The sequence below is a fragment of the Streptomyces sp. CLV115 genome (genome assembly GCF_038448545.1).
Taxonomy (GTDB): Bacteria; Actinomycetota; Actinomycetes; order Streptomycetales; family Streptomycetaceae; genus Streptomyces; species Streptomyces sanglieri.
In genome coordinates this window covers 1-23,638 of record NZ_JBCEWQ010000109.1, presented here as the reverse complement: position 1 = coordinate 23,638, position 23,638 = coordinate 1, and the positions used below count along the sequence as shown (strand labels likewise).

Genomic DNA, 23,638 nt, shown 5'->3' with positions numbered 1-23,638 from the left:
CTGCCGGAACCCTGTGTACCTGCGCCGGCAGGTCCTAGAGGGGCCGACGGGACACCCGCCACAGGACGAACGCGGTGAGCACGACGGTACCCGCGAGCAGGATGCCCGCCCCGGTCCACTGCATGGCCGGCATCTGGTCGAAGCCGAGGTACTCGTACACATTGTTGACGATGCCGTGCTCCTTGACGCACGCGTCGGAGGCCGCCTCGGTCTCCTCGGCGCACAGGCCCCAGCCGTAGAGATGGCCGTCGGCGGAACCGATCCAGCGGTCCACCTCCCACGACTCGTTGAGCCGGGCGGGCATGTCCGCGTCGAGCGGGTAGCGGATCGTGCGGGTCGGGGCGAGGTGGACGAGCATCTCGTCCCAGAAGACCCCGGCGGCCCCGGCGAACAGGAACGTGATCGCCATGGACATCAGGACGCGGCGGACCAGCACACCGATGGTGATGCCGGCGGCGGTCATGAAGAGGCAGAGCGCGGGGAGCACCGGACCGGTGATGTCGAAGATCGACCCGTCCGACCACTGGCTGGGAAACACCGAACGGTAGGGCTTCCACCACCAGGTGAACACCGCCGAGAGCACCACGGTGGTCACGAGCACCGCCGCGTAGATCCAGACGAACTTCGTCGCCACCCAGCGCATGCGTGACACCGACTGGGTGGTCACGAGCTGCGCGGTGCCCTGTTCCTGATCCCCCGCGACGAGCGGGGCGCCGACGAAGACGGCGAGAATCAGCGGCAGCCCGCCCAGCACGGTGAGGACGAGTCCCACGCCGTCCGAGTCGAACGACGGCTGCGCCAGGTCCTTCCCCGGCCAGCCGGCGGCGTCCAGGACGTCCTTCATCTGCCCGCGCTCGTAGACGAGCCAGATCGCGCCGAGGACGGTCACGGCGAGCAGGCTGAACAGCGCGGCACGGTGCTGGCGCGCGACGAGCCAGCTCAGCCCGCGCAGCATGCGGTGCCGGGGGGTGTGCCCGGCCCGGGGCGTGTCGGTCAGGGTGGTGCTCATGAGGTGTGGCTCCCTTCGGCCTCGATACGGGCACCGGGCGTGAACAGCGCAGGCGCGTCCGGCGCGCGCAGATGCGCCAGCAGCACCTCCTCCAGGCTCGGTTCGGCGACCACCCAGTCGCCCGACAGCGGGCCGTTCGGGCGGACCAGCGCGTGGAACTGCCGGCCCTGGACGCGGTACTCGATCACGGTGTGCGGTGCCAGCGCGGCGGCCGGCTCCCCGCCCGTGGCGAGCCCGGTCACCAGCGAGTGGGCCGGGACGAGCGCGTCCGCGTCACCGGCCATCCGGATCCTGCCGCCCGCGAGGACGAGCAGGTAGTCGCACATGTCCTCCAGCTCGGAGAGCATGTGGGAGGACATCACGACCGTGGTACCGCGCTCGACGGCCTCCGACATCAGCAGGGTGCTCATGTCGTGACGGGCCAGCGGGTCGAGGTCGGACATCGGCTCGTCGAGCAGCAGCAGATCGGGCCGCTTGCCGAAGGCGAGCGCGAACGCGACCCGGGTGCGCTGGCCGCCGGAGAGCGTGCCGACCCGTGCGCTCATCGGCACCTGGCCGGACCGCACGATCCGTTCCGCGGCCGCCATGTCCCAGCCGGGGTTGAGCTCGGCTCCCATGCGCAGCGTCTCGGCCACGGTGAACCGCTTGAACAGCGGCTTGTCCTGGCCGAGGAACGCGAACTTCGGCATGGCCCCGGGGTCGTCCACGGGCACGCCGAAGATCCTCAAGTCGCCTCCCGTGGGCTGCACCTGGCGGGTCGCGATCCCCAGCAGCGTGCTCTTTCCCGCTCCGTTGGGGCCGACGAGACCGCAGATCCGGCCGGCCGGCAGCCGGAACGAGACGTCCTGCAGCGCCCAGCCGCGACGGTAGCGCCTACCCAGCCCGCGGGCCTCCAGGGCCCAGGCTCCGGACCCGCCGTCCGGAGTGATTGCGTCTGCCATGCACCCAGCCTCAATTCCATTAGTCAATTAATGGAATCATGGTCTGGGGCGAGGGAAAGTGTCAAGGCGGCCCGGGGCGCCGCCCCGGCGGGATGTCCGTGTTGCGGCTGTTCGGGGTGTGCGTCGCACTCTCTTCGGAGGACTGGACCATTGAACGTCCCCGAGGCTCTGGCCTGGCGGTTCTCGGGCGCGTAGCGTGACCCGGCATGAAGATCCTGATCAGCGCGGACATGGAAGGCGCCACCGGTGTGACCTGGCCGGGTGATGTGCTGCCGGGCACTCCCCAGTGGGAGCGGTGCCGTTCCATGTTCACCTCCGACGTGAACGCGGCGGCGCTCGGCTTCTACGACGGCGGCGCCGACGAGGTCCTCGTCAACGAGGCCCACTGGTCGATGCGCAACCTCCTGCTGGAGCAGCTCGACGACCGCGTCCAGATGCTCACCGGCAGACACAAGTCCCTCTCCATGGTCGAGGGAATCCAGCACGGTGACGTCGACGCCATCGCGTTCGTCGGCTACCACACGGGTGCCGGCGCGGAGGGCGTGCTCGCGCACACCTATCTCGCCAACTCCATCACCGGGGTCTGGCTCAACGGCGTCCGGGCGAGCGAGGGACTGCTCAACGCGCACGTCGTGGCCGAGTACGGGGTGCCCGTCGTCCTCGTCACCGGCGACGACCTGACCTGCGTGGACGCCGAGGGGTACGCCCCCCGCGCCCGCAAGGTCGCCGTCAAGGACTACGTGTCGCGGTACGCGGCGGTGTGCCGCACCCCGGCCCGTACCGCCGCCGACATCCGGGCCGCGGCCCAGGACGCCACCGCGCTCGCCGTGCGGCACACACCGGTGGAGGGCGGCCCCTTCACCGTGGAGCTGGAGTTCGACGCCGAACACCTGGCCCAGGCGGCCACCGTCGTCCCCGGCGTGGCGCCGGGCGGCGAACGGCGCGTCGGCTACACCAGCGCGACGATGTACGAAGGAATCCGCACGTTCAAGGCGGTGACGACGATCGTGTCGTCCGCCGTGGAGGAACAGTATGGCTGAGGCGACCCGCCCCCAGGAGAGTGCCGACGGCGTCGACCGGCAGGCGCTCGACGAATCGGTGACGTTCACCTCCGAACTGATCCGGATCGACACGACCAACCGCGGCGGCGGCGACTGCCGCGAACGCCCCGCCGCCGAGTACGTCGCCGAACGGCTGGCCGGCGCAGGGCTGGAACCCACGATGCTGGAGCGGACCCCCGGACGTACCAATGTGGTCGCCCGGATTCCCGGCACCGACCCGTCCGCCGGCGCCCTGCTCGTCCACGGCCACCTGGACGTGGTCCCCGCCGAGGCCGCCGACTGGTCCGTGCACCCCTTCTCCGGCGAGGTCCGCGACGGCGTCGTCTGGGGGCGCGGCGCCATCGACATGAAGAACATGGACGCGATGGTCCTGGCCGTCGCACGTGCCTGGGCACGGGCCGGCGTCCGGCCCCGCCGGGACATCGTGATCGCGTACACCGCCGACGAGGAGGCCAGCGCCGACGACGGCTCCGGCTTCCTCGCCGACCGGCACGCCGAGCTCTTCGAGGGCTGCACGGAGGGCATCAGCGAATCCGGCGCCTTCACCTTCCACGCCGGACCCGACCTGCCGCTCTACCCGATCGCCGCAGGCGAACGCGGCACCGGCTGGCTGAAGCTCACCGCACACGGCAAGGCCGGGCACGGCTCCAAGGTCAACAGGCGCAACGCGGTCAGCGCGCTCGCCGCGGCCGTCGCCCGGATCGGCGAGCACGAATGGCCCGTCCGGCTCACCCCGACGGTCCGCGCCGCGCTCACCGAGATCGCCGCACTGCACGGCATATGCCCCGACCTGGACGCCCCCGGCTTCGATGTCGACGAACTCCTCGGCAAGCTCGGCCCCGCCGCCGACCTGGTCGCGCCGACCGTCCGCAACAGCTCCAACCCGACCATGCTGGAGGCCGGGTACAAGGTCAATGTGATCCCGGGCCATGCCACCGCCTTCGTCGACGGCCGGATGGTGCCCGGCGGCGAGGACGAGTTCCACGCCACCCTGGACCGGCTGACCGGCCCCGACGTCGACTGGGAGTTCCACCACCGCGAGGTCCCGCTCCAGGCCCCGGTCGACTCGCCGACCTTTGCGAAGCTGCGCGCCGCGATCGAACGCTTCGACCCGGCCGGCCACGTCGTCCCGTACTGCATGTCGGGCGGCACCGACGCCAAGCAGTTCTCCCGGCTCGGCATCACCGGCTACGGCTTCTCACCGCTGAAGCTGCCCGCCGGCTTCGACTACCAGGCGCTGTTCCACGGCGTCGACGAACGCGTACCCGTCGAGGCCCTGCACTTCGGCGTCCGGGTCCTCGACCACTACCTGCGTACTGCCTGACCGCTACAGGGGGAAACGATCATGCTGCCCACCGGGGCTCACGGAACCTGGCCGTCGCCGATCGACGCCGCGCTCGCCGCCTCCCACGACGGGCGCCCGGAGTACGTCGGCACCGTCGGCGAGGAGGTGTGGTGGACGGAGCCGCGCCCGGCCGAGGCCGGCCGCCGCGCCCTGGTCCGCCGCCGGGCGGACGGGAGCACCGGCAGTGTGCTGCCCGCCCCGTGGAACGTACGGAGCAGGGTCATCGAGTACGGCGGAGTGCCCTGGGCCGGGGCCGCGCGGACCGAGGGCGGCCCGCTGATCGTCTTCGTCCACTTCGCCGACCAGCGGCTGTACGCCTACGCCCCCGACGGGCCCGGCGAACCCGTACCGCTCACCCCGGCCCCGGCCACCGCCGGCGGGCTGCGCTGGGCCGATCCGCAGCTCCACCCGGACCGGGGCGAAGTCTGGTGCGTCCTGGAGGAGTTCACCGGCGAGGGCCCCACCGACCTGCGCCGGGTGATCGCCGCCGTGCCCCTGGACGGCTCGGCGGCCGAAGACCGCGGCGCGGTCCGCGAACTCACCGACGACAGCAGCCGGTTCGTCACCGGGCCCAAGCTCTCGCCCGACGGACGGCAGGTGGCCTGGATCGCCTGGGACCACCCCCGGATGCCGTGGGACGGCACCGAGGTGATGCTCGCGGACGTCGCCGAGGACGGCACCTTCCACCGCCCCCGCTCATTCGCCGGCGGCCCCGAGGAGTCGGTGCCGCAGATCGAGTGGGACGCCGGCGGACACCTGCTCCTCGCCGGCGACCACAGCGGCTGGTGGAACCTCTACCGGGCCGATCCGGACCGGGGAGCGATCCCGCTCTGCCCCCGCGAGCAGGAGTTCGCCGGACCGCTCTGGAAGATCGGGCTCAGCTGGTTCCGGCCGCTGGACAACGGCCTGATCGCCACCATCCACGGCAAGGGCACCACCACGCTCGGCATCCTCGACCCGCAGACCGGCGAACTCGTGGACGTCGCCGGGCCCTGGACCGAATGGGCCGAGACGCTCGCCGTGCACGGCAGCCGGGTCGTCGGCGTCGCCGCGAGCCCGTACAGCTCCTACGAGGTGGTGGAGCTGGACACCGCGACCGGCCGCACCCGGGTCATCGGGTCACCGCACAAGGACGCCGTCGACCCCGCGTACTACCCGCACCCCGAGGAGCGCACCTTCACCGGGCCCGGCGGACGCGAGATCCACGCCCACGTCTACCCGCCCCGCAATCCCTGCCGGACCGGCCCCGAGGACGAGCGGCCGCCCTACGTGGTCTGGGCACACGGCGGCCCCACCGGCCACGCCGCACTCGTACTCGACCTGGAGATCGCCTACTTCACCTCGCGCGGCATCGGCGTCGCCGAGGTCGACTACGGCGGCTCCACCGGCTACGGCAGGACCTACCGCAACCGGCTGCGCGAACAGTGGGGCGTCGTCGACGTCGAGGACTGCGCGGCCGTCGCCGAGGCACTGGCCGACGAGGGCACCGCCGACCGGCGACGGCTCGCCATCCGGGGCGGCAGTGCCGGCGGCTGGACCACCGCCGCCTCACTGACCGGCACCGACGTCTACGCCTGCGGGACGATCATCTACCCCATCCTCGACCTGACCGGCTGGGGAACCGACGAGACCCACGACTTCGAGTCGCGGTACCTGGAGTCCCTGGTGGGCCCGCTCGCCGAAGTGCCGCAGCGCTACCGCGAACGTTCGCCGGTCAGCCGCACCGACCGGCTGACCACCCCCTTCCTGCTGCTCCAGGGGCTGGACGACCCGATCTGCCCGCCCGTCCAGTGCGAACGGTTCCTGGCCGCGCTCGACGGACGCGGAATCCCGCACGCCTACCTCACCTTCGAGGGCGAGGGACACGGGTTCCGGCGCGCCGACACCATGATCCGCGCCCTGGAGGCGGAACTCTCCCTGTACGCCCAGACCTTCGGGATCGAGCGGACCGACGTGCCGCGGCTGGAGCTGAAGAAGTGACCCTCGCACCGCTGACCCGCCCGGCCCGGCTGCGCCCGGGGGCCAGGGTCGCCGTCGTGTCACCGAGCGGTCCGGTGCCCGCCGACCGCCTCGACGCCGGCCTGGACATCCTGCGCGGCTGGGGCCTGGACCCCGTCGAGGCCCCGCACGCCCGCGACGTCCACCCGGAGCTGGACTACCTCGGCGGCACGGACGGGGCGAGGGCCAGGGATCTCCAGGAGGCCTGGTGCGATCCGGCCGTGGACGCGGTGATCTGCGCCCGGGGCGGGTACGGCGTCCAGCGGATGGTCGACCTGGTCGACTGGGCGGCGATGCGCGCGGCCGGACCCAAGGTGTTCGTCGGCTACAGCGACATCACCGTGCTCCACGAGGCGTTCGCGCAGCGCATGGGACTCGCCACGCTGCACGGCCCGATGGCCGGCACCGAGACCTTCCTCAAGGACCCGGACACCCAGGAGTCCCTGCGGGCCACCCTGTTCGAGCCCGGCTCGGTACGCACCCTCGGCCTGCCCACGGCACGGGCACTGGTCCCCGGCCGGGCCCGCGGGATCACCTACGGCGGCTGCGTGAGCCTGCTCGCCGCCGAACTCGGCACCCCGCACGCGAGGGCATCGGCCCGGGGCGGGCTGCTGGTGATCGAGGACACCACCGAGGACCCCTACGCGGTCGACCGCATCCTCACCCAGCTGCTGCGGGCCGGGGCGCTCGACGGGATCGCGGGAGTGGCCTGCGGTTCCTGGGCGGGCTGCGGCCCCTACGAGGAGGTGCGGGCCGTGCTCGCCGACCGGCTGGGACCGCTGGGCGTACCCGTCGTCGAGGAGCTGGGCTTCGGGCACGGCCCGACCGCGCTCACCATCCCGCTCGGCGTACCGGCCGTACTGGACGCCCCGGCCGACGGCAGCCCCGCCACCCTGACGGCCGAGGTGTCGGCGCTGCTCTGAACGGGCCCGGACGGTAAAGAAGTTGAGCAACGTTCACGAAACACCCCTTCCGGCGTTGACATCGCTATGACGTGTGTCACAGCATGAGCGCGGTCCGTTACTTACCGGTTGGTAAGTCGCCCTCGGTGTGGAGGTCTTCGTGTCGCGTGCTGTTTCCCGCCCCCGGTCCGGGTACCGGACGCTCACCCGGAAGTCGGCCGCGTACGTGGCCGGAGCCGCGCTCGCCGCACCGCTGGTCCTCACCGGTGCGGCCCGCGCGACCGCGGCCGAACCGTCCCAGTACACGGTCACCCCACTGAAGTTCACCCTCCAGGCGGGTGGCCGTTCCTGCACCGTGGACGCCGATCTGTACCGCCCCGCCGGGGTCGACGCCCAGCATCCGGCCCCCGCCGTGCTCGCCACCAACGGCTTCGGCGGCAGCAAGTCGGACGGCACGACCGACGCCATCGGCAAGGCCTTCGCGTCCCGCGGCTACGTCGGCCTCGTCTACTCCGGACTCGGCTTCGGCAAGTCGGGCTGCCTGATCACCCTCGACGACCCGGCCATCGACGGCCGGGCCGCCGCCGGTCTCATCGACTTCCTCGCCGGAACCCGCGCCGCCGACGACGGCACGAAGGCCGACTACGTCACCGCGGACGGCGCGGGCGACCCCCGGGTCGGCATGATCGGCGGCTCGTACGGCGGTGCCATCCAGATGGCCACCGCCGCCGTCGACCGGCGCGTGGACGCCCTCGTGCCGCTGATCACCTGGAACGACCTCGCGTACGCGCTCGCCCCGAACAACGCCGGAACCCGCAAGGGTGTCTCGTCCGACACCGCCGGGGTGTTCAAGTGGCAGTGGACCAACGGCTTCTACCTCATGGGGGAGGGGCAGACGATCCTCAACGCGAGCCTCGACCCGTCCCGGTTCAACAACCTCACCTGTCTGCACTTCGCGACCCGGGCCTGCGACACCATCCGGCTGCTCAACTCCGGCCGCTTCCCGGCCGACCGGACCACGGAAATGCTCGACTACGCGCGCAGTGTGTCCCCCGTCGACCACCTCGGCAAGGTCAAGGCACCCACCCTGATCGTCCAGGGCCAGGCCGACAGCCTGTTCAACCTGAACGAGGCCACCGCCACGTACGAGACCCTCAAGGCACAGGGCACCACCACCAAGATGATCTGGCAGGCCTGGGGCCACAGCGGCGGACAGGCGCCCGGCGAACTCGACCTGGGCAAGGGCAACCTGGAGACCAGCTACGTCGGACAGCGCGTCCTTGCCTGGTTCGACCGCTACCTCCAGCACCGGAAGAACACCGACACCGGGCCCGGCTTCGCCTACTACCGCGACTGGCAGAGCGGTTACGGCACCGCCGACTCCGTGCCCGCCCTCTCGCGGAAGCTGTACCTGTCCGGCGACGGAAAGCTCGTCGGCAACCGGTCCGAGGTGGCCCGGGGCAGCCGCCAGTACGCCAACTGGCTCGTCCCCACCAGCCATTCGGAGAGCTCGCTCGCCGGACTGATCGGGCTGCCCGACCTCAAGCCCTACGACACCAAGGGCACCTACCTCGGCTGGAGCAGCGCCCCGCTGAGCTCGCCCCTCGACGTGGTCGGCGCGCCGAAGGCCACCCTGAAGGTCGTCTCGCCGAAGACGGAGCGGGTCCAGAACAGCGGCGACGCCGCCGACCGGCTCGTCCTGTTCGCCAAGGTCTACGACGTCGCCCCGGACGGCAGCCGGACGCTCGTGAACCGGCTGGTCTCCCCGGTGCGGGTACCGGACGTCACGCGCTCGTTCACCGTGCGGCTGCCGGGCATCGTCCACCGGTACGAAGCGGGCCACCGGCTGGAGTTCGTGATCGCGGCCAGCGACAGCGCGTACGCGGGCAACCGGGGCATCAAACCGGTCACGGTGGTCAGCGCCCCGGAGGACACCGGTGTGCTGGAGCTTCCGGTGGTCGGCGGCTGAAGGGTCTTGCCGTCCGGGCCGGGCCGACCGTGAGCCGGCCCGGCCCCTCACGCGCGTCCGGCGCCGACCACCCGCAGGTACGCCTGCGCGGAGTCGCGCGTGCGGATCTCGACGGGCAGCAGGACGTGCCGCACCTCGTGCGGACCGTCCGGGTTCCGGATGCGCCGGACGAGCATCTCCATCGCCCGCCGGCCCATCTCCCCGGAGGGGAGCCGGGCGGCGGCGACCGTCAGCGGGAGCAGGTCGAAGGGGCCGGCATCGTCCATGCCGGCCAGCTCGATCTGGCCGGGCACTTCCAGGCCGAGGACGGACAGGTCCCGGGCGGCGTGCGCCAGGGTGTGGCCGTTGGCGCAGAGCAGCACGGTGGGCGGCTCCGGGCGGTCGAGGAAGGCCGAGAGCATCGCCAGCCGGCGCCTGTCGGGGAGCCGGTGATAGGTCGTCAGGGCGGTGAGCTCCGGTGAGACCCTGATGCCGTGCTTCCGCAGCGCCTGGACGTGCCCGGTGAGCCGTTCCGTCACGCTGGTGACGTCGGTCTCGTCCCAGAGCGTGGCGATCCGGTGGTGACCGCGATCGATGAGGTGCTCGGTCAGCTCGAACCCCACCGCGTAGTTGTCGAAGACGACGGCGTCGCTCGGGGACTCGGGGTGGTAGCGGTCGATCATGACGACGGGAACGCCGCACCGTGCGAGCTCGGCCAGCGCCGGTGAGTCCGCGCCGCTGTCGACGGGGTAGAGCACGACCCCGCCGGCCCCCGTCTCCAGGGCCAGCCGCAGGGCGTGTTCCTCCGCCTGCTTCGAGCCCTTGGAGTTCGACAGGAACATCCGCAGACCCTCCTCGCCGCACACCGACTCGATGCCGTCGACGACCGCCGACTGGTGCGCGCCGCGCCCGTGCATCACACAGGCGACCGAGCGCTCCCGCGCCCCGGCACCGGGGCCGGCCTGCGGTGAGCCGCGCTCGGCCACGAACGTTCCGCGCCCCCGCTGCCGGATCAGATAGCCCTCGGCCACGAGTTCGTTCAGGGCCCGTACCGCGGTCGTGGAGCTGACGCCGAATCTCTCGCAGACCTCACGCTGACTGATGAACGGCTGGTCGGCCTCGTAGGCGCCCCGGTCGATGTCCGCGACAAGGTCCCGCTTCACCATCCGGTAGAGCGGTTCCTGGCCGGTGCCGTCCCGCTCGGCCTCGGTCATGCTGCCCCCATCGCTCACTGCGCCACTCCCTGACGCGTTAACGCGCTAAGGATAACTCCGGGCGGCCTCCAGGCGGAAGGCGCGTCGCAGCCACGCAGGCCATTGGTGAGCGGGAACGAACAACGGCACTCATGGTGTGTTAACTGCACGAACTTCGGCCCGGATTCAGGGAAGTTGACCGAAGTCTATTTACGCGTTAACGCGCTATTGCTAGCTTCTGCGCAGCCCGATCCGCAGCCATGGGAGCCATGATGACCGAACCAGCGCACAGACCGGCCGGCCGGCGCACCGGCAGCAGCCGGACAGGACTCGCCGCCGTCGGAGCAGCCCTGCTCATGACCGTCTCCCTCGCCGCCTGCGGGAGCGGCGGCGGGGAGGGAGACAGTACGGACGGCAGGACGGAGATCACCGTCGCCGGCATGCCGCCGACCACACTGCCGGCCGGACGCAAGGACTTCCTCGCCCAGGTCACGGCCTTCGAGAGGGCCAACCCGGACATCAGGATCAAGCCGACCGACGCACTGTGGGATGCCAAGACCTTCCCCGCACGCCTCGCCTCCGGCCAGTTGGAGACCGTCTTCCGGGTGCCGCTGACCTATCCGCCGGACCTGATCGAACATCACCGGATCGCCGATCTCAGCAAGGAGATCAAGGCACTCCCGCACGGCACGGAGTTCGACAGGCGGCTGCTCGCCCCGGTCACGGACTCCGACGGGAAGGTGTACGGCATACCCACCGAGGTGTACTCGGTCGGCCTGGTCTACAACCGCGAACTGTTCAGCAGGGCCGGACTCGATCCCGACAGGCCGCCCGCCACCTGGGAGGAGTTGCGCACCGCCGCCAGAACCATCACGGACCGGACCGGTGTCCCCGGCTTCGGCATCCACACCACCGACAACACCGGCGGCTGGATGCTGACCGCCATGACGTACTCCTACGGCGGCCGGATGGAGAGGGAGGCGGGCGGCAGGCAGGTCACGGCCTTCCGGGACGGCCCGACCGGCAGGGCACTCGCCCTGCTGAAGGCCATGCGGTGGGACGACGGATCGATGGGCAAGCAGCAACTGCGCGGCACCGACGACCTGACCCGCGACTTCGCCGGCGGCAAGGTCGCCATGCTGCTGGGTTCCCCCAGCACCTACGGAGCCTATTCCGCCAAGTTCCGCGGCAGGCCCGCCGTCTACGGGCAGGCCCCGCTTCCCTCGGAAGGCGAGAGGGCCACCCTGCTCGGCGGCGGCGTCGCCGTCGTATCGCCGAAGGCGGACCGGGCCCAGCGCAGCGCCGCCGCGAAGTGGATCGACTTCTTCTATCTGAGGCCCAAGTACGATCCCGCGCTGGCCGCCGAGCGCACCGCGCAGGCCGCCGCCGACAAGAACCCCGCCGGGGTCCCCGGCCTCCCCTTCTACGACGCGAAGGTCTCCGGCCCGGCCACGGCGGCCGAACGCAAGCACTCCAACGTGCCGCTGAAGAACTTCACCCCCTACCTCAACAGTCTGGGCACCACCCGGTACGTCGTCGAACCACCCGTCGCCGCCCAGGAGCTGTACGCGGCTCTGGACAGCGCGGTACAGGCCGTACTGACCCGGGAGAGCGCCGACCCGGACGCGGAACTGGCGAAGGCGGACCGCAGGATCGGCCCGGCCCTCGAACGGTCGCAGCGGTGACACCGACGCGATGAACGGCACAGCACCCCAGTCGGCTCCAGGAGAGGGAACCCCGATGAACGGAGCACCACCGAGAAGACCGCTCACCCGGCTGCGCCGCACACTCACGGCGTTCGCCGTCGCGGCTCTGGCCGCAACCCTGATCCAGGCACCCGCCGCCGCACCGGCCCACGCCCTGGCCGCCCGGGCCACCGCGGTGCTCGGCGCGCAGCCCACGTACGAGGGCATCGAACGGGCCTGGCCCGGCGACCGGGACAAGGACCCCGCCCACGCGGTGCGCGAAAAGGCCGGGCGAAGCTGCTGGACGATGTCGGGCGACCCGTACAACCGGTACCTGTACGTCGATGTGGCGGCCGGTGCCGTCCCCGCCGGGGCGAAGCGGGCCGTGGTCACGGTCGACTACTTCGACGCGGGCGCGGTCGGCATGAACCTCCAGTACGACTCGCAGTCCCATCCCTTCACCGGGGCGACCGGTGTGGCGCTGAAGGGCACCGGAACATGGCGGAGCCACCAGTTCGAGCTGGGTGACATCCGGTTCGCCGGCCGGGCCAACGGGGCCGACTTCCGGCTCGATGTGCAGGCGACGGCCGAGAACATGCCGCCGGTCTGCTTCAGCCGGATATCCGTCGAATTCACCGACGCCCCGCTGCTCGACGTCACCTCGCGCCGCCTGCTGTTCACCCAGGGCGCGGACCAGGGCCCGATCACCTTCGCCTCCGCGGCCGGCCGGATCGGCTGGACCATCGGAGATCCGAACGGGGTACCGCTGAAGTCCGGCACGGCGCAGGTCACCGACGGACGGGCCGCGCTCGACATCAAGGACCTCGGTCCCGGCTACTACACGCTCACCGCCACCGCCGACTCCGGCGCCCCGGTGACGCGGACGACCTCCTTCGGCGTGGTCGCCCCGCTGCCCGCCAAGGACCCGTACTACGCCGTGGCCATGCACTACGGCTGGCAGCCCGGGTGGGAGGACACACTGATCGACTCCGTCGCCACCGTCGGCTGGAGCGAGGTCAGGTCCGACGTCAACTGGGCGTTGGAGAAGCAGAAGGGCGTCTACGACTTCGGCGCCCACCCCCTCGACGCGGGGCTGAAGAACGCGGCGAAGCGCGGCATCAGGACCATGCCGATCCTCGGATACCGCAACCCGCTCTACGACGGCGGCAAGACACCCAGCACACCGGAGGGCCTGGCCGCCTTCGCCAGGTTCGGCGCCGCGGCTGCCGCCGCCTACGCCCCGTACACCAATGACTTCTCCGTCTACAACGAGTACAACTCGACCGGCTTCAACGACGGCGCCTGCGGCATCACCGCCAAGTGCTACTACGACATGGTCAAGGCGGTGAAACAGGCCATGCCGGACGCCAATCTGGTGGGCCCCACCTCGGCCGGCACCCAACTCGCCTGGCACGACGACTTCATCGCCCGTGGCGGCCTGGACCAGCTCGACACCTTCAGCGTCAACTACTACAGCAGCACCGGCGACAGCCCCGGCACGCCTCCGGAGGAGATCAAGGCCCTCGGGGAGTTCACCCAGCTGGTGAAGAAGGTCGAGGCGCGCAAGAAGATGCCGGTCTGGGTCACCGAGAACGGCTGGCCCACACACACCGCCGGCTGGACCGAGGCCCAGCAGGCCGACTACCTGATCCGCGCCCAGACGCTGGCCCGCGCGGCCGGTGCCGACAAGTTCTTCTGGTACGACGTTCTCGACGACGGTGACAACCCCGGCGAACGCGAGCACCGCTTCGGGCAGTTCCGCCGCGCCGGGGGCGGCGTCCAGGGGCTGGCACCGAAGCCCTCCGCCGTCTCCAACGCGGTCCTCATCCGGCAGACCGCGGGCAAGCGGCTCGGCGCCCGGCAGGACGCGGGCGACCCGGCCGTCCACGTCTACCCGTACGGCACCACCACCCGTTCGCTGTGGGCCACTTCGCCCAGGACGGTCTCGGTCCGCACCGACCGGCCGCTGACCCTGACCGACCAGTTCGGCAGGCGCAGCACGCTCACCCCGGCGGCCGGGCGCATCACCCTCGGACTCGACGGCAGCCCCGTCTTCCTCGAAGGACCGGTCACCGGTGTGGCGGTCACCGACTCGTCGCTCTCGCTGAGCACGCCCGCCCGGTCGGTCACCGGCGCCGACCTGAAGGTGACGGTCACCGCGGACCGCAGCCGGGCGGGCGCACTGCCCCGCCGGCTGCCGGTCACCGTCGACGGTGTGCACGGCACACTGACCACCAGGCCGGGCAGGAAGACCTCGCTCACGCTCACCGTCCCCGCCACCGGGCGGACCGGCGTACGCGATGTCGACGCGTCCTTCGGCCGGCAGGCCCGGCTGCGCACCACCACGAAGGTGGTCGAGCCGTACACCGTGACCGGCCGGCCCGACATCCGCAGGAACGGCGCAGGGCTCACCGTGCGGCTGACCAACAACGACCCGGAACGGGCGCTGGCGCCCGCACCGGTCGGCTGGCGGGTCGGACCCTGGACGGGCACGATCACGGACCCGGGGCCCGTCCCGGTGGGGGAGTCCTTCGAGCGGACGGTCGAACTCCCGGCCGAAACAAAGCAGTTCACCTCCTACGCCTACTCCGTCACGACCGGCGACGCCACCGAATCGGGCTCGCTCAGCTTCAGCCCGGTCGAACCGGCGGCCGACACCACCCTCGCCCCGGTCGACCTCGACTCCCAGGGGGAGTGGGTGGGCCTGCGGGGCGGCACCAGGAGCGGGCCCGGTGATCTCTCCGGGACGATCCGCTACACCCACACCGACAAGGACCTGATCCTGGACGCGGTCGTCAAGGACGACGTCCACAACGCCGACCGGACGGACCCCTCGACGGCCTGGCAGGTCGACTCCCTCCAGTACGACCTCTACTCGGGCTTCCCCGGTACGACCGACGGCAACCGGGTCGAGGTCGGCGCGGCGCTGCTGCCGAGCGGACCCGTCGCGTACACCTGGACCCCGCCGCCGGGGCAGCAGGCCGGTCCGACACCGGGCGCGGACGTCTCCGTCGTGCGTGACGGGACGGCCGGGACCACCACCTACCGGCTGGCGGTGCCCTGGACCTCGCTCGGCTTCGACCGGGCGCCCACCGGGACGTTCGGACTGTCCTTCCTCGTCAACGACGCCGATGCGAGCACCGCCACCGACGCCAGGGACGGCTACCTCCAATGGGGTGCCGGCGTGGGCGCAGCGCCCAAGAACCCGGCGCGGTTCCGGTCCGTGAGGCTGGTGCGATGACCGTCCTCCTCGGCGGCGCTCACCTGCCCTACCCGCACACCAATGGATTCCACGCCGACGGCGAACGGCTCGTACTGACCAGGTACTCCCCGTCCACCGGGGCCCTCGGACTCACCAGCGTCCGTTGGCGCGACGGTGAACCAGCCGCGCGGAACCTCTACGACGCCACGCCCGGCACCACGGGGCCGGAGCAACTGCTCTGGCCCGATGTGGCCCTGGCCGCCGAGCGCGTCGCCTGGGTCCGGGACGACGCCGTCCACGTTCTCGACCTGGACTCCCGGGCGGCTCCCGAGCGGCTGTACACGGCCGCCCCCGGGCGAACCCTGCAGAACCTGTGCTCCCTCACGGCGGCGGGCGACCGGGTGGTGGTGATGGAGCAGCCCGAGGAACGGGACGCGCCGGTCACCTGCCTGGAGATCTCCGTGTCCACCGGGAGGGCCGTCGAACTGTTCACCAAGGACTGGTCCGCCAACCACCCCGCCCACAGCCCGTACGACGAGTCGTGGCTGACGTTCGCCCACGAGGGCCTCTCCCGGCAGATCCCGGACCGCGTCTGGGCCCGGCACCCCGCACGGGCCCCGGAGGGCCGCTGCGTCTTCGACCAGGCGGCGGAAGGGGGAACGCTCGCCGTGGGCCACGAACGCTGGATGTTCCACGATCTGGGCGCCCTGGTGTGCGCGTACGGCGAGAGCGAGGCGGGGCCGCGCGGCCTGTACGCACTCCACCCGGACGGCCGCCCGGCCCGCCTGGTCAGCGCGGGCGAACGCGACTGGCACTGTGACATCAGCCGCGACGGACGCCGGGCCGTCGTCGACACGTCCGGGCCCGTGGACGCTGCGGGCCGGGGCTGGCAGAACGCCGGACAGGTCTCCGACGTGGTGCTCGTCGACATCGCCACCGGCGCCCGGACCCTCCTGGCGCGGACATCGGCCGACCGGCACCCGAGGCACCCGCACCCGGTGTTCACGCCGGACGGCACCGCAGTCCTGCACAACCACGGCGACCCGTCGACCGGCGAGGTCGCGGTGGCCCGGGTGACGCTGCCCCGGGAGGGTTCCAGCCGATAGTCTCGCCGGATGTCCGAGCACCACAATCCGGCCCAGGGGCACCGGGTGGCGATCCGCGCCTACACCCCGGCCGATGCCGAGGAGTTCACCACCCGGGCCCGGGAGAGCCGGGGGCTGCACAGCCCCTGGCTCTTCCCGCCCACCGACGTCCGCGCGTACGCCGCCTACGCGGGACGGCTGATCGAGGACCCCACGAAGGCGGGCTTCCTGGTCTGCGAACGTGGCGGCGGCAGCGGGCCCGCGGGCGCGATCGCGGGGTTCATCAACATCAACAACATCGTCGTCGGCGCGTTCCGCTGCGGCGCCCTCGGCTACGGCGCCTTCGCCCACGCGGCGGGCCGCGGCCTGATGGCCGAAGGGCTGGACCTGGTCCTGCGGTACGCCTTCGGCCCGCTCGGCCTGCACCGCCTCGAAGCCAACATCCAGCCCGGCAACGAGGGCTCGCTCGCCCTCGTCCGCCGGGCCGGCTTCCGTCTCGAAGGGTTCTCGCCGGACTTCCTCCACATCGCCGGAGCCTGGCGCGACCACGAGCGGTGGGCCATCACGGCCGAGATGGCCGACGGGCGATTCTGAGCCCACCCCCGCCAATTACCGTCCGGCCCAAGGGCGACGGGTTCCGGCCGGGCCCCCGCCCACGGCCGTGGACACCACGGCGCCGGCCTCGGGCCCGGCCTGCACGACCGCCGTCCCGTCCGGTGCCCAGATGCCCGAGCCGCCCGACGTCCGGCCGTACGTCCCGCTCGGGCCCGCCGAGGTCGCCAGTACCACCCACACCCCGTGGGCGAGTGCCGTCCGGCTCATGTGGCCGTCGCGGCGGGCGGCCTGTTCGGGGCCGGGGCCGTAGAGGGTGCTCGCCACATAGGCGTCGATGCCCAGCGCGGCGGTGTCGGCGGCGTGTCCGAGGACCGCGGCGTCGTAACACACCGCGAGCCCCAGCCGATGTCCGTCGACCACCAGGACCTGTGGCTTCTCGCCGGGGGCGAACCGGTCGGACTCCGCGCCGTGCAGGCACATCTTGCCGTACACGAAACGGGCGCCCGTTCCTGTGACGGCCAGTGTGCCGAGGTGCTCCTGGCCGTCCGGGCCCCGCACCGGAGCACCGGCCAGGGCCGTCGCTCCGGTCTCGCGGCATGCCGTGACGAGGGGGCGCAGAAGCGGGTCGTCGGGGGAGACGGCCTCGGCGGCGAGGTCGTAGCCGGTGAGCGAGAGTTCCGGGAAGACGACCAGACGGGCCCCCGAACGCCGGACCGCCTCCGCGTGCGCGACGGAGTTGGCGGCCACGTCGAGCGGAACGCAGACCGGCTGGGCGACGGCGACGGTGAGCGGCGCGGGAACGGGCGCGGACACGGGGCCTCCGGATCAGGTCGGCGGTCGGGCTCCCCGAGGCAATCCGTCCTGGGAAAACCGCAGGTCATCAGCCTATCGGGCGGCATCGGGGGCGGGGTGGGCGACGGGTCCGGTTGTTCCGGGCATCGTCCCGTCCGCCGTGCCGGGTGCCGGCCGGCCGAGCCGGTGCACCCCACCGGCCCACCGGGGTTGGGCAAGTCTTTGCCGATGGCCGATTCCGGTACCCCCGCGGGGCCCACGAGCCGCTCCCGCACGGGTTCCGGAGCACGGTGCCACGTACAGGAACCGGAAAACCGCGGCCGAAAGTATGGGGGCCGTGCCGCCGGCCAGGCAACGACCGTGTTGACCGTACGCAATCGCAGGCAGACGCTCGTCATATAGCTGCTAAGTACAACTGGTTCTGCCGGGCGGGACCGGATCGGGAGGACGGATATGTGTGGCATCACCGGCTGGGTCTCCTTCGACCGTGATCTACGGGCGGCGGAGGCGGCCGCCACGCTGGACGCGATGACGGAGACCATGGCCTGCCGGGGCCCCGACGACCGGGGGACCTGGACCGACGGGAACGCCTCGCTCGGACACCGGCGGCTCGCGATCATCGACCTGCCCGGCGGGCGCCAGCCCATGACCGTCGACACTCCCGAGGGGCCGGTCGCCCTCGTCTACTCCGGCGAGGCCTACAACTTCACCGAGCTGCGCGGCGAACTGACAGCCCGCGGACACCGGTTCACCACCGAATCGGACACCGAGGTCGTGCTGCGCGGCTACCTGGAGTGGGGCGAGGCCCTCGCCGGGCGGCTCAACGGCATGTACGCCTTCGCGCTCTGGGACGGCCGCCACGGCCGGCTCGTCATGATCCGGGACCGGATGGGCGTCAAGCCCTTCTACTACTGGCCGACACCCGACGGTGTGCTCTTCGGCTCGGAGCCCAAGGCCATTCTCGCCAACCCGCTGGCCCGGCCCCGGGTGACCCTGGACGGTCTGCGGGAGCTGTTCACCATGGTCAAGACCCCGGGCCATGCCGTTTGGGACGGCATGCACGAGGTGGAGCCCGGCACGGTCGTCACCGTGGACCGCGGCGGGCTGCGCCGGCACGTCTACTGGCGGCTGGAGACCCGCCCGCACACCGACGACCGGGACACCACGATCGCCACCGTACGGTCACTGCTCGACGACATCGTCCGCCGCCAGCTGGTCTCCGACGTACCCCGCTGCATCCTGCTCTCCGGCGGACTCGACTCCTCGGCCGTCACCGCGCTCTCCGCCGGGCAGCTCGCCGAGAGCGGCGAGAAGGTCCGCACTTTCGCCGTCGACTTCGTGGGACGCACCGAGCACTTCATCGCCGACGAGCTGCGCACCACCCCCGACACCCCGTTCGTGCACGATGTGGCCCAACGGTCGGGCACCGTGCACCGGGACATCGTGCTCGACCCCGACACCCTCGCCGACCCGGAGGTACGGGCCCGGATGATCCGCGCCCGGGACCTCCCCATGGGCCTCGGGGACATGGACGCCTCGCTCTATCTGCTCTTCCGGGCCATCCGCGAACACTCGACCGTCGCGCTGTCCGGCGAGTCCGCCGACGAGGTCTTCGGCGGCTACCTCCAGTTCTTCGACGAGCAGGCCCGCACCGCCGACACCTTCCCCTGGCTGGTCCGGATGGCCGAGCACTTCGGCGAGGACTCGGACGTGCTCCGGGAGGACCTCGGCCGGGCCCTCGACCTGCCGGGCTACGTCCGCAGCAGTTATGAGACCGCCGTCGCCGGCATCGAACGGCTCGCCGGCGAGAGCGACTTCGAGTACCGCATGCGCAAGATCTGCCACCTCCACCTGACCCGCTTCGTACGCGTCCTGCTCGACCGCAAGGACCGGGCGAGCATGGCGGTCGGCCTGGAGGTCCGGGTGCCGTTCTGCGACCACCGGCTCGTCGAGTACGTCTACAACGCGCCCTGGGCCCTCAAGTCCTTCGACGGCAGGGAGAAGAGCCTGCTGCGCGAGGCCACCGCCGATGTGCTGCCCCGGTCGGTGTACGACCGGACCAAGAGCCCCTATCCGTCGACCCAGGACCCCAAGTACGCCATGGCCCTGCAGGGGTACGCCCGCGAGCTGCTCGCCCGCCCGGACCACCGGGTCTTCGAGCTCGTCGACCGCGACCGGCTCCGCCGGGCCGCCGACCACCACGCGCCCCAGGTCACCTCGGCGTCCCGTCGCGGCCTGGAACGCACCCTGGACCTCGCCACCTGGCTGGACCTGTACGAGCCCGAGCTGATCCTCGGCTGAGCGGCCCGCCCCGGGCACGGCGGGCGCCCCACGGTGCCCGCCCCGGGCGCGGCGGGCGCCCGGGGCACAGGGATCCGCTAGGTGCCGCCGCCTGCCCGCCCGCCGTCCAGCCACGTACCGAACTCGTTCTCCCGGACCAGCCGGCCGAGCTTGCGGTACTCCTGGATCACCGCCGAGACGATCTGCTCCATGCCGAGCGGGCGGCCCGATTCCGCTGCCAGATAGGCGGCGGTCACCGCGCAGGCGCGGATCGAGCCGCCCGCCAGCTCGAACCGGCCCGCGCAGAACTCCAGATCGAGCCCGGCCTCGCGGGGGATCGCCGTCCCGAGGCAGCGGTCCCACAGCGCCAGCCGCTGCCGGGCGTCCGGCATGGGGAACTCCGCGATCACATCGAGTCGCCGGGTGAACGCCTCGTCGAGATTGCCGCGCAGATTCGTGGTGAGCACCGCGATGCCGTCGAAGGACTCCATCCGCTGGAGCAGATAGGCCGACTCCACATTGGCGTGCCGGTCGTGCGCGTCCTTGACCTGCGAACGCTTCCCGAAGATGGCGTCCGCCTCGTCGAACAGCAGAATGCCGTTGACGTCGGACGCCTCGGCGAAGATCCGTTCCAGGTTCTTCTCGGTCTCACCGACGTACTTGTCCACCACCGTCGACAGATCCACGACATAGAGTTCCATGCCGAGCTCCGACGCCACCACCTCGGCGGACATGGTCTTGCCGGTGCCGGACTCGCCCGCGAACAGCGCGATGATGCCGCGCCCCCGGCCGCCGCCCGGCCGCATGCGCCACTGACCGAGCACCTGCTCGCGATGGCGGGCGCGCAGGGCGAGTTCGGACAGCTCGCGACGGGTCGCGGGGGGCAGCACGAGGTCGTCCCAGCCGACCGCGGGCTCGATGCGACGGGCGAGCCGTTCGAGCCCGGCGCCGTTCTGCGCCCGGACCGCCGTGCGCAGATCCCGCACGTCCACCGGGCGGTCCGCCAGGACGGCCAGCCGGGAGGCGACCGCGGCGGCCTTGCGCATCTGCTCGGAGTCGAGCCGGTACGAGGCGGTGGCCTCGATGACCTCCTCGTCGGCCGACCTGCTCCCGGCGGGCAGCCCGGCGGACGCGCCGGCCTCCGCGAGCGCCTGCCGCCACCGCCGTGCCAGGCCCGTCGGGCCCGGCGACAGGACGTGGACCGGCACCGGACTCTCCCCGGCCCACAGCGGATCCCAGTTCTTCTTCCCGTACGCGAGCAGCGGGGCACCGCTGACCGCCGCGCACAGGGCCCCGAGCAGCCGGCCCCGCTCGGGGCGCTCGGGGGCGAGCGCTTCGAGCGGCCCGAGGACGATCCCGCCGTTGCCCAGCCGGACCTCGGCCGCCAACGTCCTTACGGCCTCCATCGGTTCGGGAAGGGCGGCCAGCTCCGCGATGTCGACCACCAGGGGGCGACGCCCCGCGGCGAGCAGCGCCTCGACCGCCAGTCCGCCCGGGTCGCCGCCCCGGTCGAGCAGATGCACCAGACCGCTGCCCGTGCCCAGTGCCGCCGCGACCCGCAGCACCTCCGGCCCGGTGTCCGGGCCCGCCTCCGGCCCCGCGCCGGGCCCGGCCGCGCGGACCAGGCCGCGCAGCCTTCCGTCGATCTCGTCGTCGCCCAGAAGGTGCGCGCCGATCCGGTCCGGTACTCGCAACACCCGCGAAAGCAGCGGGCGTTCGGCGTCCCGGACCTCCAGCAGTCCACCCGTGACCAGCGGGGCGGACGGCGAGAACCGGAAACGTCCGGAGCTCGCGGCGGGCAGCCCGCAGAGCTCCAGCGCCAGCCCGATGGTGGGTCTGCGCCGGGTCAGGTCGTCGTTGAGGTAGCCGTAGAGCTGCTCGAACCGGCGGTCGATGTCCGGGGCCAGCGCAACCAGCAGAAGGTCGACGTCCAGCGGCACCAGGCCGAAGCTCTCGGCCAGCCGGTGGATGCGGCTCCCCGGCGGGGACTGCGGCGGGGGCCCGGAGGCGTACGCCGGTACGGGCGCGAACGCGTCGCGGGCCGCCACGATCCGCCCGGCCGCCTCGGGGGTGAGGTACTGCCCCCGGTACGGATCGTCCGGCTGCGGGTCGGCGGCCCGTCTGACGGCCACGGCGTTCCTGACCCGCTGCTCCACGTGGACCAGCCGCTCCCAGAGGTCCTCGATCTCCGGGGCCGGGGCGTCGGCCGTTCCGGGAACGGCACCGGCGTCCTGTGCCGTGGTCACCGGGCCGCGCCCCCACGCCTGCGCCGGCCGGGCGGCAACTGCCGTTGCCGCTGCGCCGCGAAGCCCTGTCCGCCGGGGTCGGACGCCCCGTCGTAGCGCAGCCGGCGCCCCGGCTCCGTGGCGTCGCCGTCCGTACCGTCGCCGCCGGTGCCGGGCGTGCTCCGCACCACCAGCCCCTCGGTGACCGGCGGTCCCGCGGCGGTCCGCTCACCGGCCAGCGGCGCCCAGACCCGCAGGTCGATCGCGGCCTTGAGTTCACCGCCCAGCGCCGACCAGACGTCCGAGGCGGACGGCCCGTCGGTCCCCGGGCCCGCCGCCTCGATCTCCACGGTCAGCCCCAGCTCGGCGAGGCTGCCGGTGTGCATGTGGGCGGGCAGCGCGTCCGACCGCACGAGGCAGCGCAACGCCTCGGAGAGCAGCCGGTGTTCGTCCTGCGGGCGATTGGTCCACGCGGTCACCAGATACGTCAGCTCGTACCAGCGCGGCGGGGTGCGCCGGCCGATCACCACTCCCTCCTCGTCGTGCTCCTCGGCCGCGCCGGTCCGGCGGCGGCCCGCGTCCTCACGGATGCGGTGCAGGAACACACTGATCGTGGGGGCGTTGCGCCGGGCGGACCAGTCCTTCGTCGGTGCGTCGAAGACCAGGTCCACCCCGCTCTCCTGGAGCCCGGCGTCGACCAGCAACAGCCGCAGCCCCTCGTCGACCTCGTGGATCACCGGCGCCCCACCTCGTCCGGCGGGACGATGGTTCCGGCCACCACCAGGAAGGGCGTGGTGACGGGGCCGAACCCCGGACCCGAGGCGGTGATCGTGCGCGGCCCCGTCTGGTCCTTCGCCAGGATCAGCAGCTGCGTGATGAACGTTCCGTCCCGGCGCGGGTAGGCGGGCGGCGCGGTCGCCGTGATCCCCGGCTTCCAGGTGAGCTTCACGGGTGCGCCGGGCGGGAAGTCCTTGCCGCGCACCGAGGTGACGAACCCCGGTTTGCCGACGGCGGGCACCGCGATGATCCGGGGCTGCAGGATGCGCAGCGGCTTCCTGGCGACGTTGTCGCCGGTGTCGGCGTCGGTGCCGGTCGTGGTCAGCGTTCCGGTGATGGTCGTCCGCAGCGCCTGGTCCGGCTTGAGCACCACCCGCACGACCGTGGACGCGCCCTGCGCCAGATCGGGCAGGGCGCAGACCCCGTTCTTGCAGCCCGGCGGGAGCGGGCCCGCCGGGATCCGCGCGGGCAGCCCGAGCTTCAGCCGCAGCCCGGTGGCGAGCGCGTTGCGGCCGTTGCGCACGGTGTACGTGACGACCACCCGACCGCCGACGTAGCCGGGGCTGGGCTGTGCCCGCACCGTGAGACCGGGGCCTGCCTCGGGCGCGGGCGGCTCGGGAGCCGGCGGCCGGGGCAGGCC

At 72.3% G+C, this 23,638-nt stretch carries 16 protein-coding genes and 1 pseudogene; 10 read left to right on the top strand and 7 right to left on the bottom strand.

Annotation, left to right across the window (positions count from 1 at the left end; genetic code table 11):
• Positions 1–34: 34 nt before the first annotated feature.
• Positions 35–1,009: an ABC transporter permease gene (locus AADR41_RS29395; RefSeq protein WP_342284462.1), complete on the bottom strand. Its 975-nt coding sequence runs from the start codon at positions 1,007–1,009 to the stop codon at positions 35–37.
• Complete coding sequence (locus AADR41_RS29390; RefSeq protein WP_342284461.1) at positions 1,006–1,950, bottom strand: ABC transporter ATP-binding protein; 945 nt, start codon at positions 1,948–1,950, stop codon at positions 1,006–1,008. The genes AADR41_RS29395 and AADR41_RS29390 overlap by 4 nt, the downstream gene beginning before the upstream one ends.
• Positions 1,951–2,156: 206 nt before the next feature.
• Between AADR41_RS29390 and AADR41_RS29385 the strand changes: the two genes are divergently transcribed.
• The 5 genes from AADR41_RS29385 (at position 2,157) to AADR41_RS29365 (ending at position 9,225) form a co-directional block, all read left to right on the top strand.
• Positions 2,157–2,990 (top strand): M55 family metallopeptidase, encoded by an 834-nt coding sequence (locus AADR41_RS29385; protein ID WP_342284460.1) that lies wholly within the window; start codon positions 2,157–2,159, stop codon positions 2,988–2,990.
• Positions 2,983–4,335, top strand: coding sequence for a M20/M25/M40 family metallo-hydrolase (locus AADR41_RS29380; protein ID WP_342284459.1), 1,353 nt, complete (start codon positions 2,983–2,985; stop codon positions 4,333–4,335). Before AADR41_RS29385 ends, AADR41_RS29380 begins: the two co-directional genes overlap by 8 nt.
• 21 nt (positions 4,336–4,356) lie before the next feature.
• Complete coding sequence (locus AADR41_RS29375; RefSeq protein WP_342284458.1) at positions 4,357–6,336, top strand: S9 family peptidase; 1,980 nt, start codon at positions 4,357–4,359, stop codon at positions 6,334–6,336.
• Positions 6,333–7,277, top strand: coding sequence for a S66 peptidase family protein (locus tag AADR41_RS29370; RefSeq protein ID WP_342284457.1), 945 nt, complete (start codon positions 6,333–6,335; stop codon positions 7,275–7,277). The genes AADR41_RS29375 and AADR41_RS29370 overlap by 4 nt, the downstream gene beginning before the upstream one ends.
• Positions 7,278–7,404: 127 nt before the next feature.
• Complete coding sequence (locus AADR41_RS29365) at positions 7,405–9,225, top strand: CocE/NonD family hydrolase (protein WP_446751122.1); 1,821 nt, start codon at positions 7,405–7,407, stop codon at positions 9,223–9,225.
• Between the two features lie 47 nt (positions 9,226–9,272).
• Here the strand turns inward: AADR41_RS29365 and AADR41_RS29360 are convergent, their stop codons facing one another.
• On the bottom strand, positions 9,273–10,436 hold the full coding sequence (locus AADR41_RS29360; protein ID WP_342284456.1) for a LacI family DNA-binding transcriptional regulator: 1,164 nt from the start codon (positions 10,434–10,436) through the stop codon (positions 9,273–9,275).
• A 230-nt stretch (positions 10,437–10,666) separates the two neighbouring features.
• Between AADR41_RS29360 and AADR41_RS29355 the strand changes: the two genes are divergently transcribed.
• From AADR41_RS29355 to AADR41_RS29340, 4 genes are read left to right on the top strand one after another with little or no spacing between them, the layout of a single operon-like run.
• Positions 10,667–12,082: an ABC transporter substrate-binding protein gene (locus tag AADR41_RS29355; protein ID WP_342284455.1), complete on the top strand. Its 1,416-nt coding sequence runs from the start codon at positions 10,667–10,669 to the stop codon at positions 12,080–12,082.
• Between the two features lie 55 nt (positions 12,083–12,137).
• Positions 12,138–15,323: a hypothetical protein gene (locus AADR41_RS29350; RefSeq protein WP_342284454.1), complete on the top strand. Its 3,186-nt coding sequence runs from the start codon at positions 12,138–12,140 to the stop codon at positions 15,321–15,323.
• Positions 15,320–16,390, top strand: a complete 1,071-nt coding sequence (locus AADR41_RS29345; RefSeq protein ID WP_342284453.1) for an oligogalacturonate lyase family protein — start codon at positions 15,320–15,322, stop codon at positions 16,388–16,390. The genes AADR41_RS29350 and AADR41_RS29345 overlap by 4 nt, the downstream gene beginning before the upstream one ends.
• Positions 16,391–16,399: 9 nt before the next feature.
• Positions 16,400–16,963, top strand: a complete 564-nt coding sequence (locus tag AADR41_RS29340) for a GNAT family N-acetyltransferase (RefSeq protein ID WP_342284451.1) — start codon at positions 16,400–16,402, stop codon at positions 16,961–16,963.
• A 15-nt stretch (positions 16,964–16,978) separates the two neighbouring features.
• Here AADR41_RS29340 and AADR41_RS29335 read toward each other — a convergent pair whose 3' ends face one another.
• Positions 16,979–17,737: a carbon-nitrogen hydrolase family protein gene (locus AADR41_RS29335; RefSeq protein ID WP_342284449.1), complete on the bottom strand. Its 759-nt coding sequence runs from the start codon at positions 17,735–17,737 to the stop codon at positions 16,979–16,981.
• 432 nt (positions 17,738–18,169) lie between these two features.
• Here AADR41_RS29335 and asnB point away from each other — a divergent pair, with 432 nt between their 5' ends.
• Complete coding sequence (gene asnB / locus AADR41_RS29330; RefSeq protein WP_342284448.1) at positions 18,170–20,017, top strand: asparagine synthase (glutamine-hydrolyzing); 1,848 nt, start codon at positions 18,170–18,172, stop codon at positions 20,015–20,017.
• 77 nt (positions 20,018–20,094) lie between these two features.
• Here asnB and AADR41_RS29325 read toward each other — a convergent pair whose 3' ends face one another.
• The 3 genes and pseudogenes from AADR41_RS29325 to AADR41_RS29315 form a co-directional block, all read right to left on the bottom strand.
• Positions 20,095–22,242, bottom strand: coding sequence for an AAA family ATPase (locus AADR41_RS29325; RefSeq protein ID WP_342284447.1), 2,148 nt, complete (start codon positions 22,240–22,242; stop codon positions 20,095–20,097).
• The gene (locus tag AADR41_RS29320; RefSeq protein ID WP_342284446.1) at positions 22,239–22,958 is read right to left on the bottom strand and encodes a DUF4255 domain-containing protein; all 720 of its coding nucleotides are present in this window, start codon (positions 22,956–22,958) and stop codon (positions 22,239–22,241) included. Before AADR41_RS29320 ends, AADR41_RS29325 begins: the two co-directional genes overlap by 4 nt.
• Positions 22,955–23,638 (bottom strand): annotated as a pseudogene (locus AADR41_RS29315) (hypothetical protein); the annotation flags it as partial. The pseudogene AADR41_RS29315 and the gene AADR41_RS29320, both read right to left, overlap by 4 nt.

What these genes read in the sequence shown, in the direction of transcription:
- AADR41_RS29395 (WP_342284462.1), bottom strand. Translation starts at nt 1,009, where the DNA reads ATGAGCACCACCCTGACCGACACGCCCCGGGCCGGGCACACCCCCCGG.
- AADR41_RS29390 (WP_342284461.1), bottom strand. Translation starts at nt 1,950, where the DNA reads ATGGCAGACGCAATCACTCCGGACGGCGGGTCCGGAGCCTGGGCCCTG.
- AADR41_RS29385 (WP_342284460.1), top strand. Translation starts at nt 2,157, where the DNA reads ATGAAGATCCTGATCAGCGCGGACATGGAAGGCGCCACCGGTGTGACC.
- AADR41_RS29380 (WP_342284459.1), top strand. Translation starts at nt 2,983, where the DNA reads ATGGCTGAGGCGACCCGCCCCCAGGAGAGTGCCGACGGCGTCGACCGG.
- AADR41_RS29375 (WP_342284458.1), top strand. Translation starts at nt 4,357, where the DNA reads ATGCTGCCCACCGGGGCTCACGGAACCTGGCCGTCGCCGATCGACGCC.
- AADR41_RS29355 (WP_342284455.1), top strand. Translation starts at nt 10,667, where the DNA reads ATGATGACCGAACCAGCGCACAGACCGGCCGGCCGGCGCACCGGCAGC.
- AADR41_RS29350 (WP_342284454.1), top strand. Translation starts at nt 12,138, where the DNA reads ATGAACGGAGCACCACCGAGAAGACCGCTCACCCGGCTGCGCCGCACA.
- AADR41_RS29345 (WP_342284453.1), top strand. Translation starts at nt 15,320, where the DNA reads ATGACCGTCCTCCTCGGCGGCGCTCACCTGCCCTACCCGCACACCAAT.
- AADR41_RS29340 (WP_342284451.1), top strand. Translation starts at nt 16,400, where the DNA reads ATGTCCGAGCACCACAATCCGGCCCAGGGGCACCGGGTGGCGATCCGC.
- asnB (WP_342284448.1), top strand. Translation starts at nt 18,170, where the DNA reads ATGTGTGGCATCACCGGCTGGGTCTCCTTCGACCGTGATCTACGGGCG.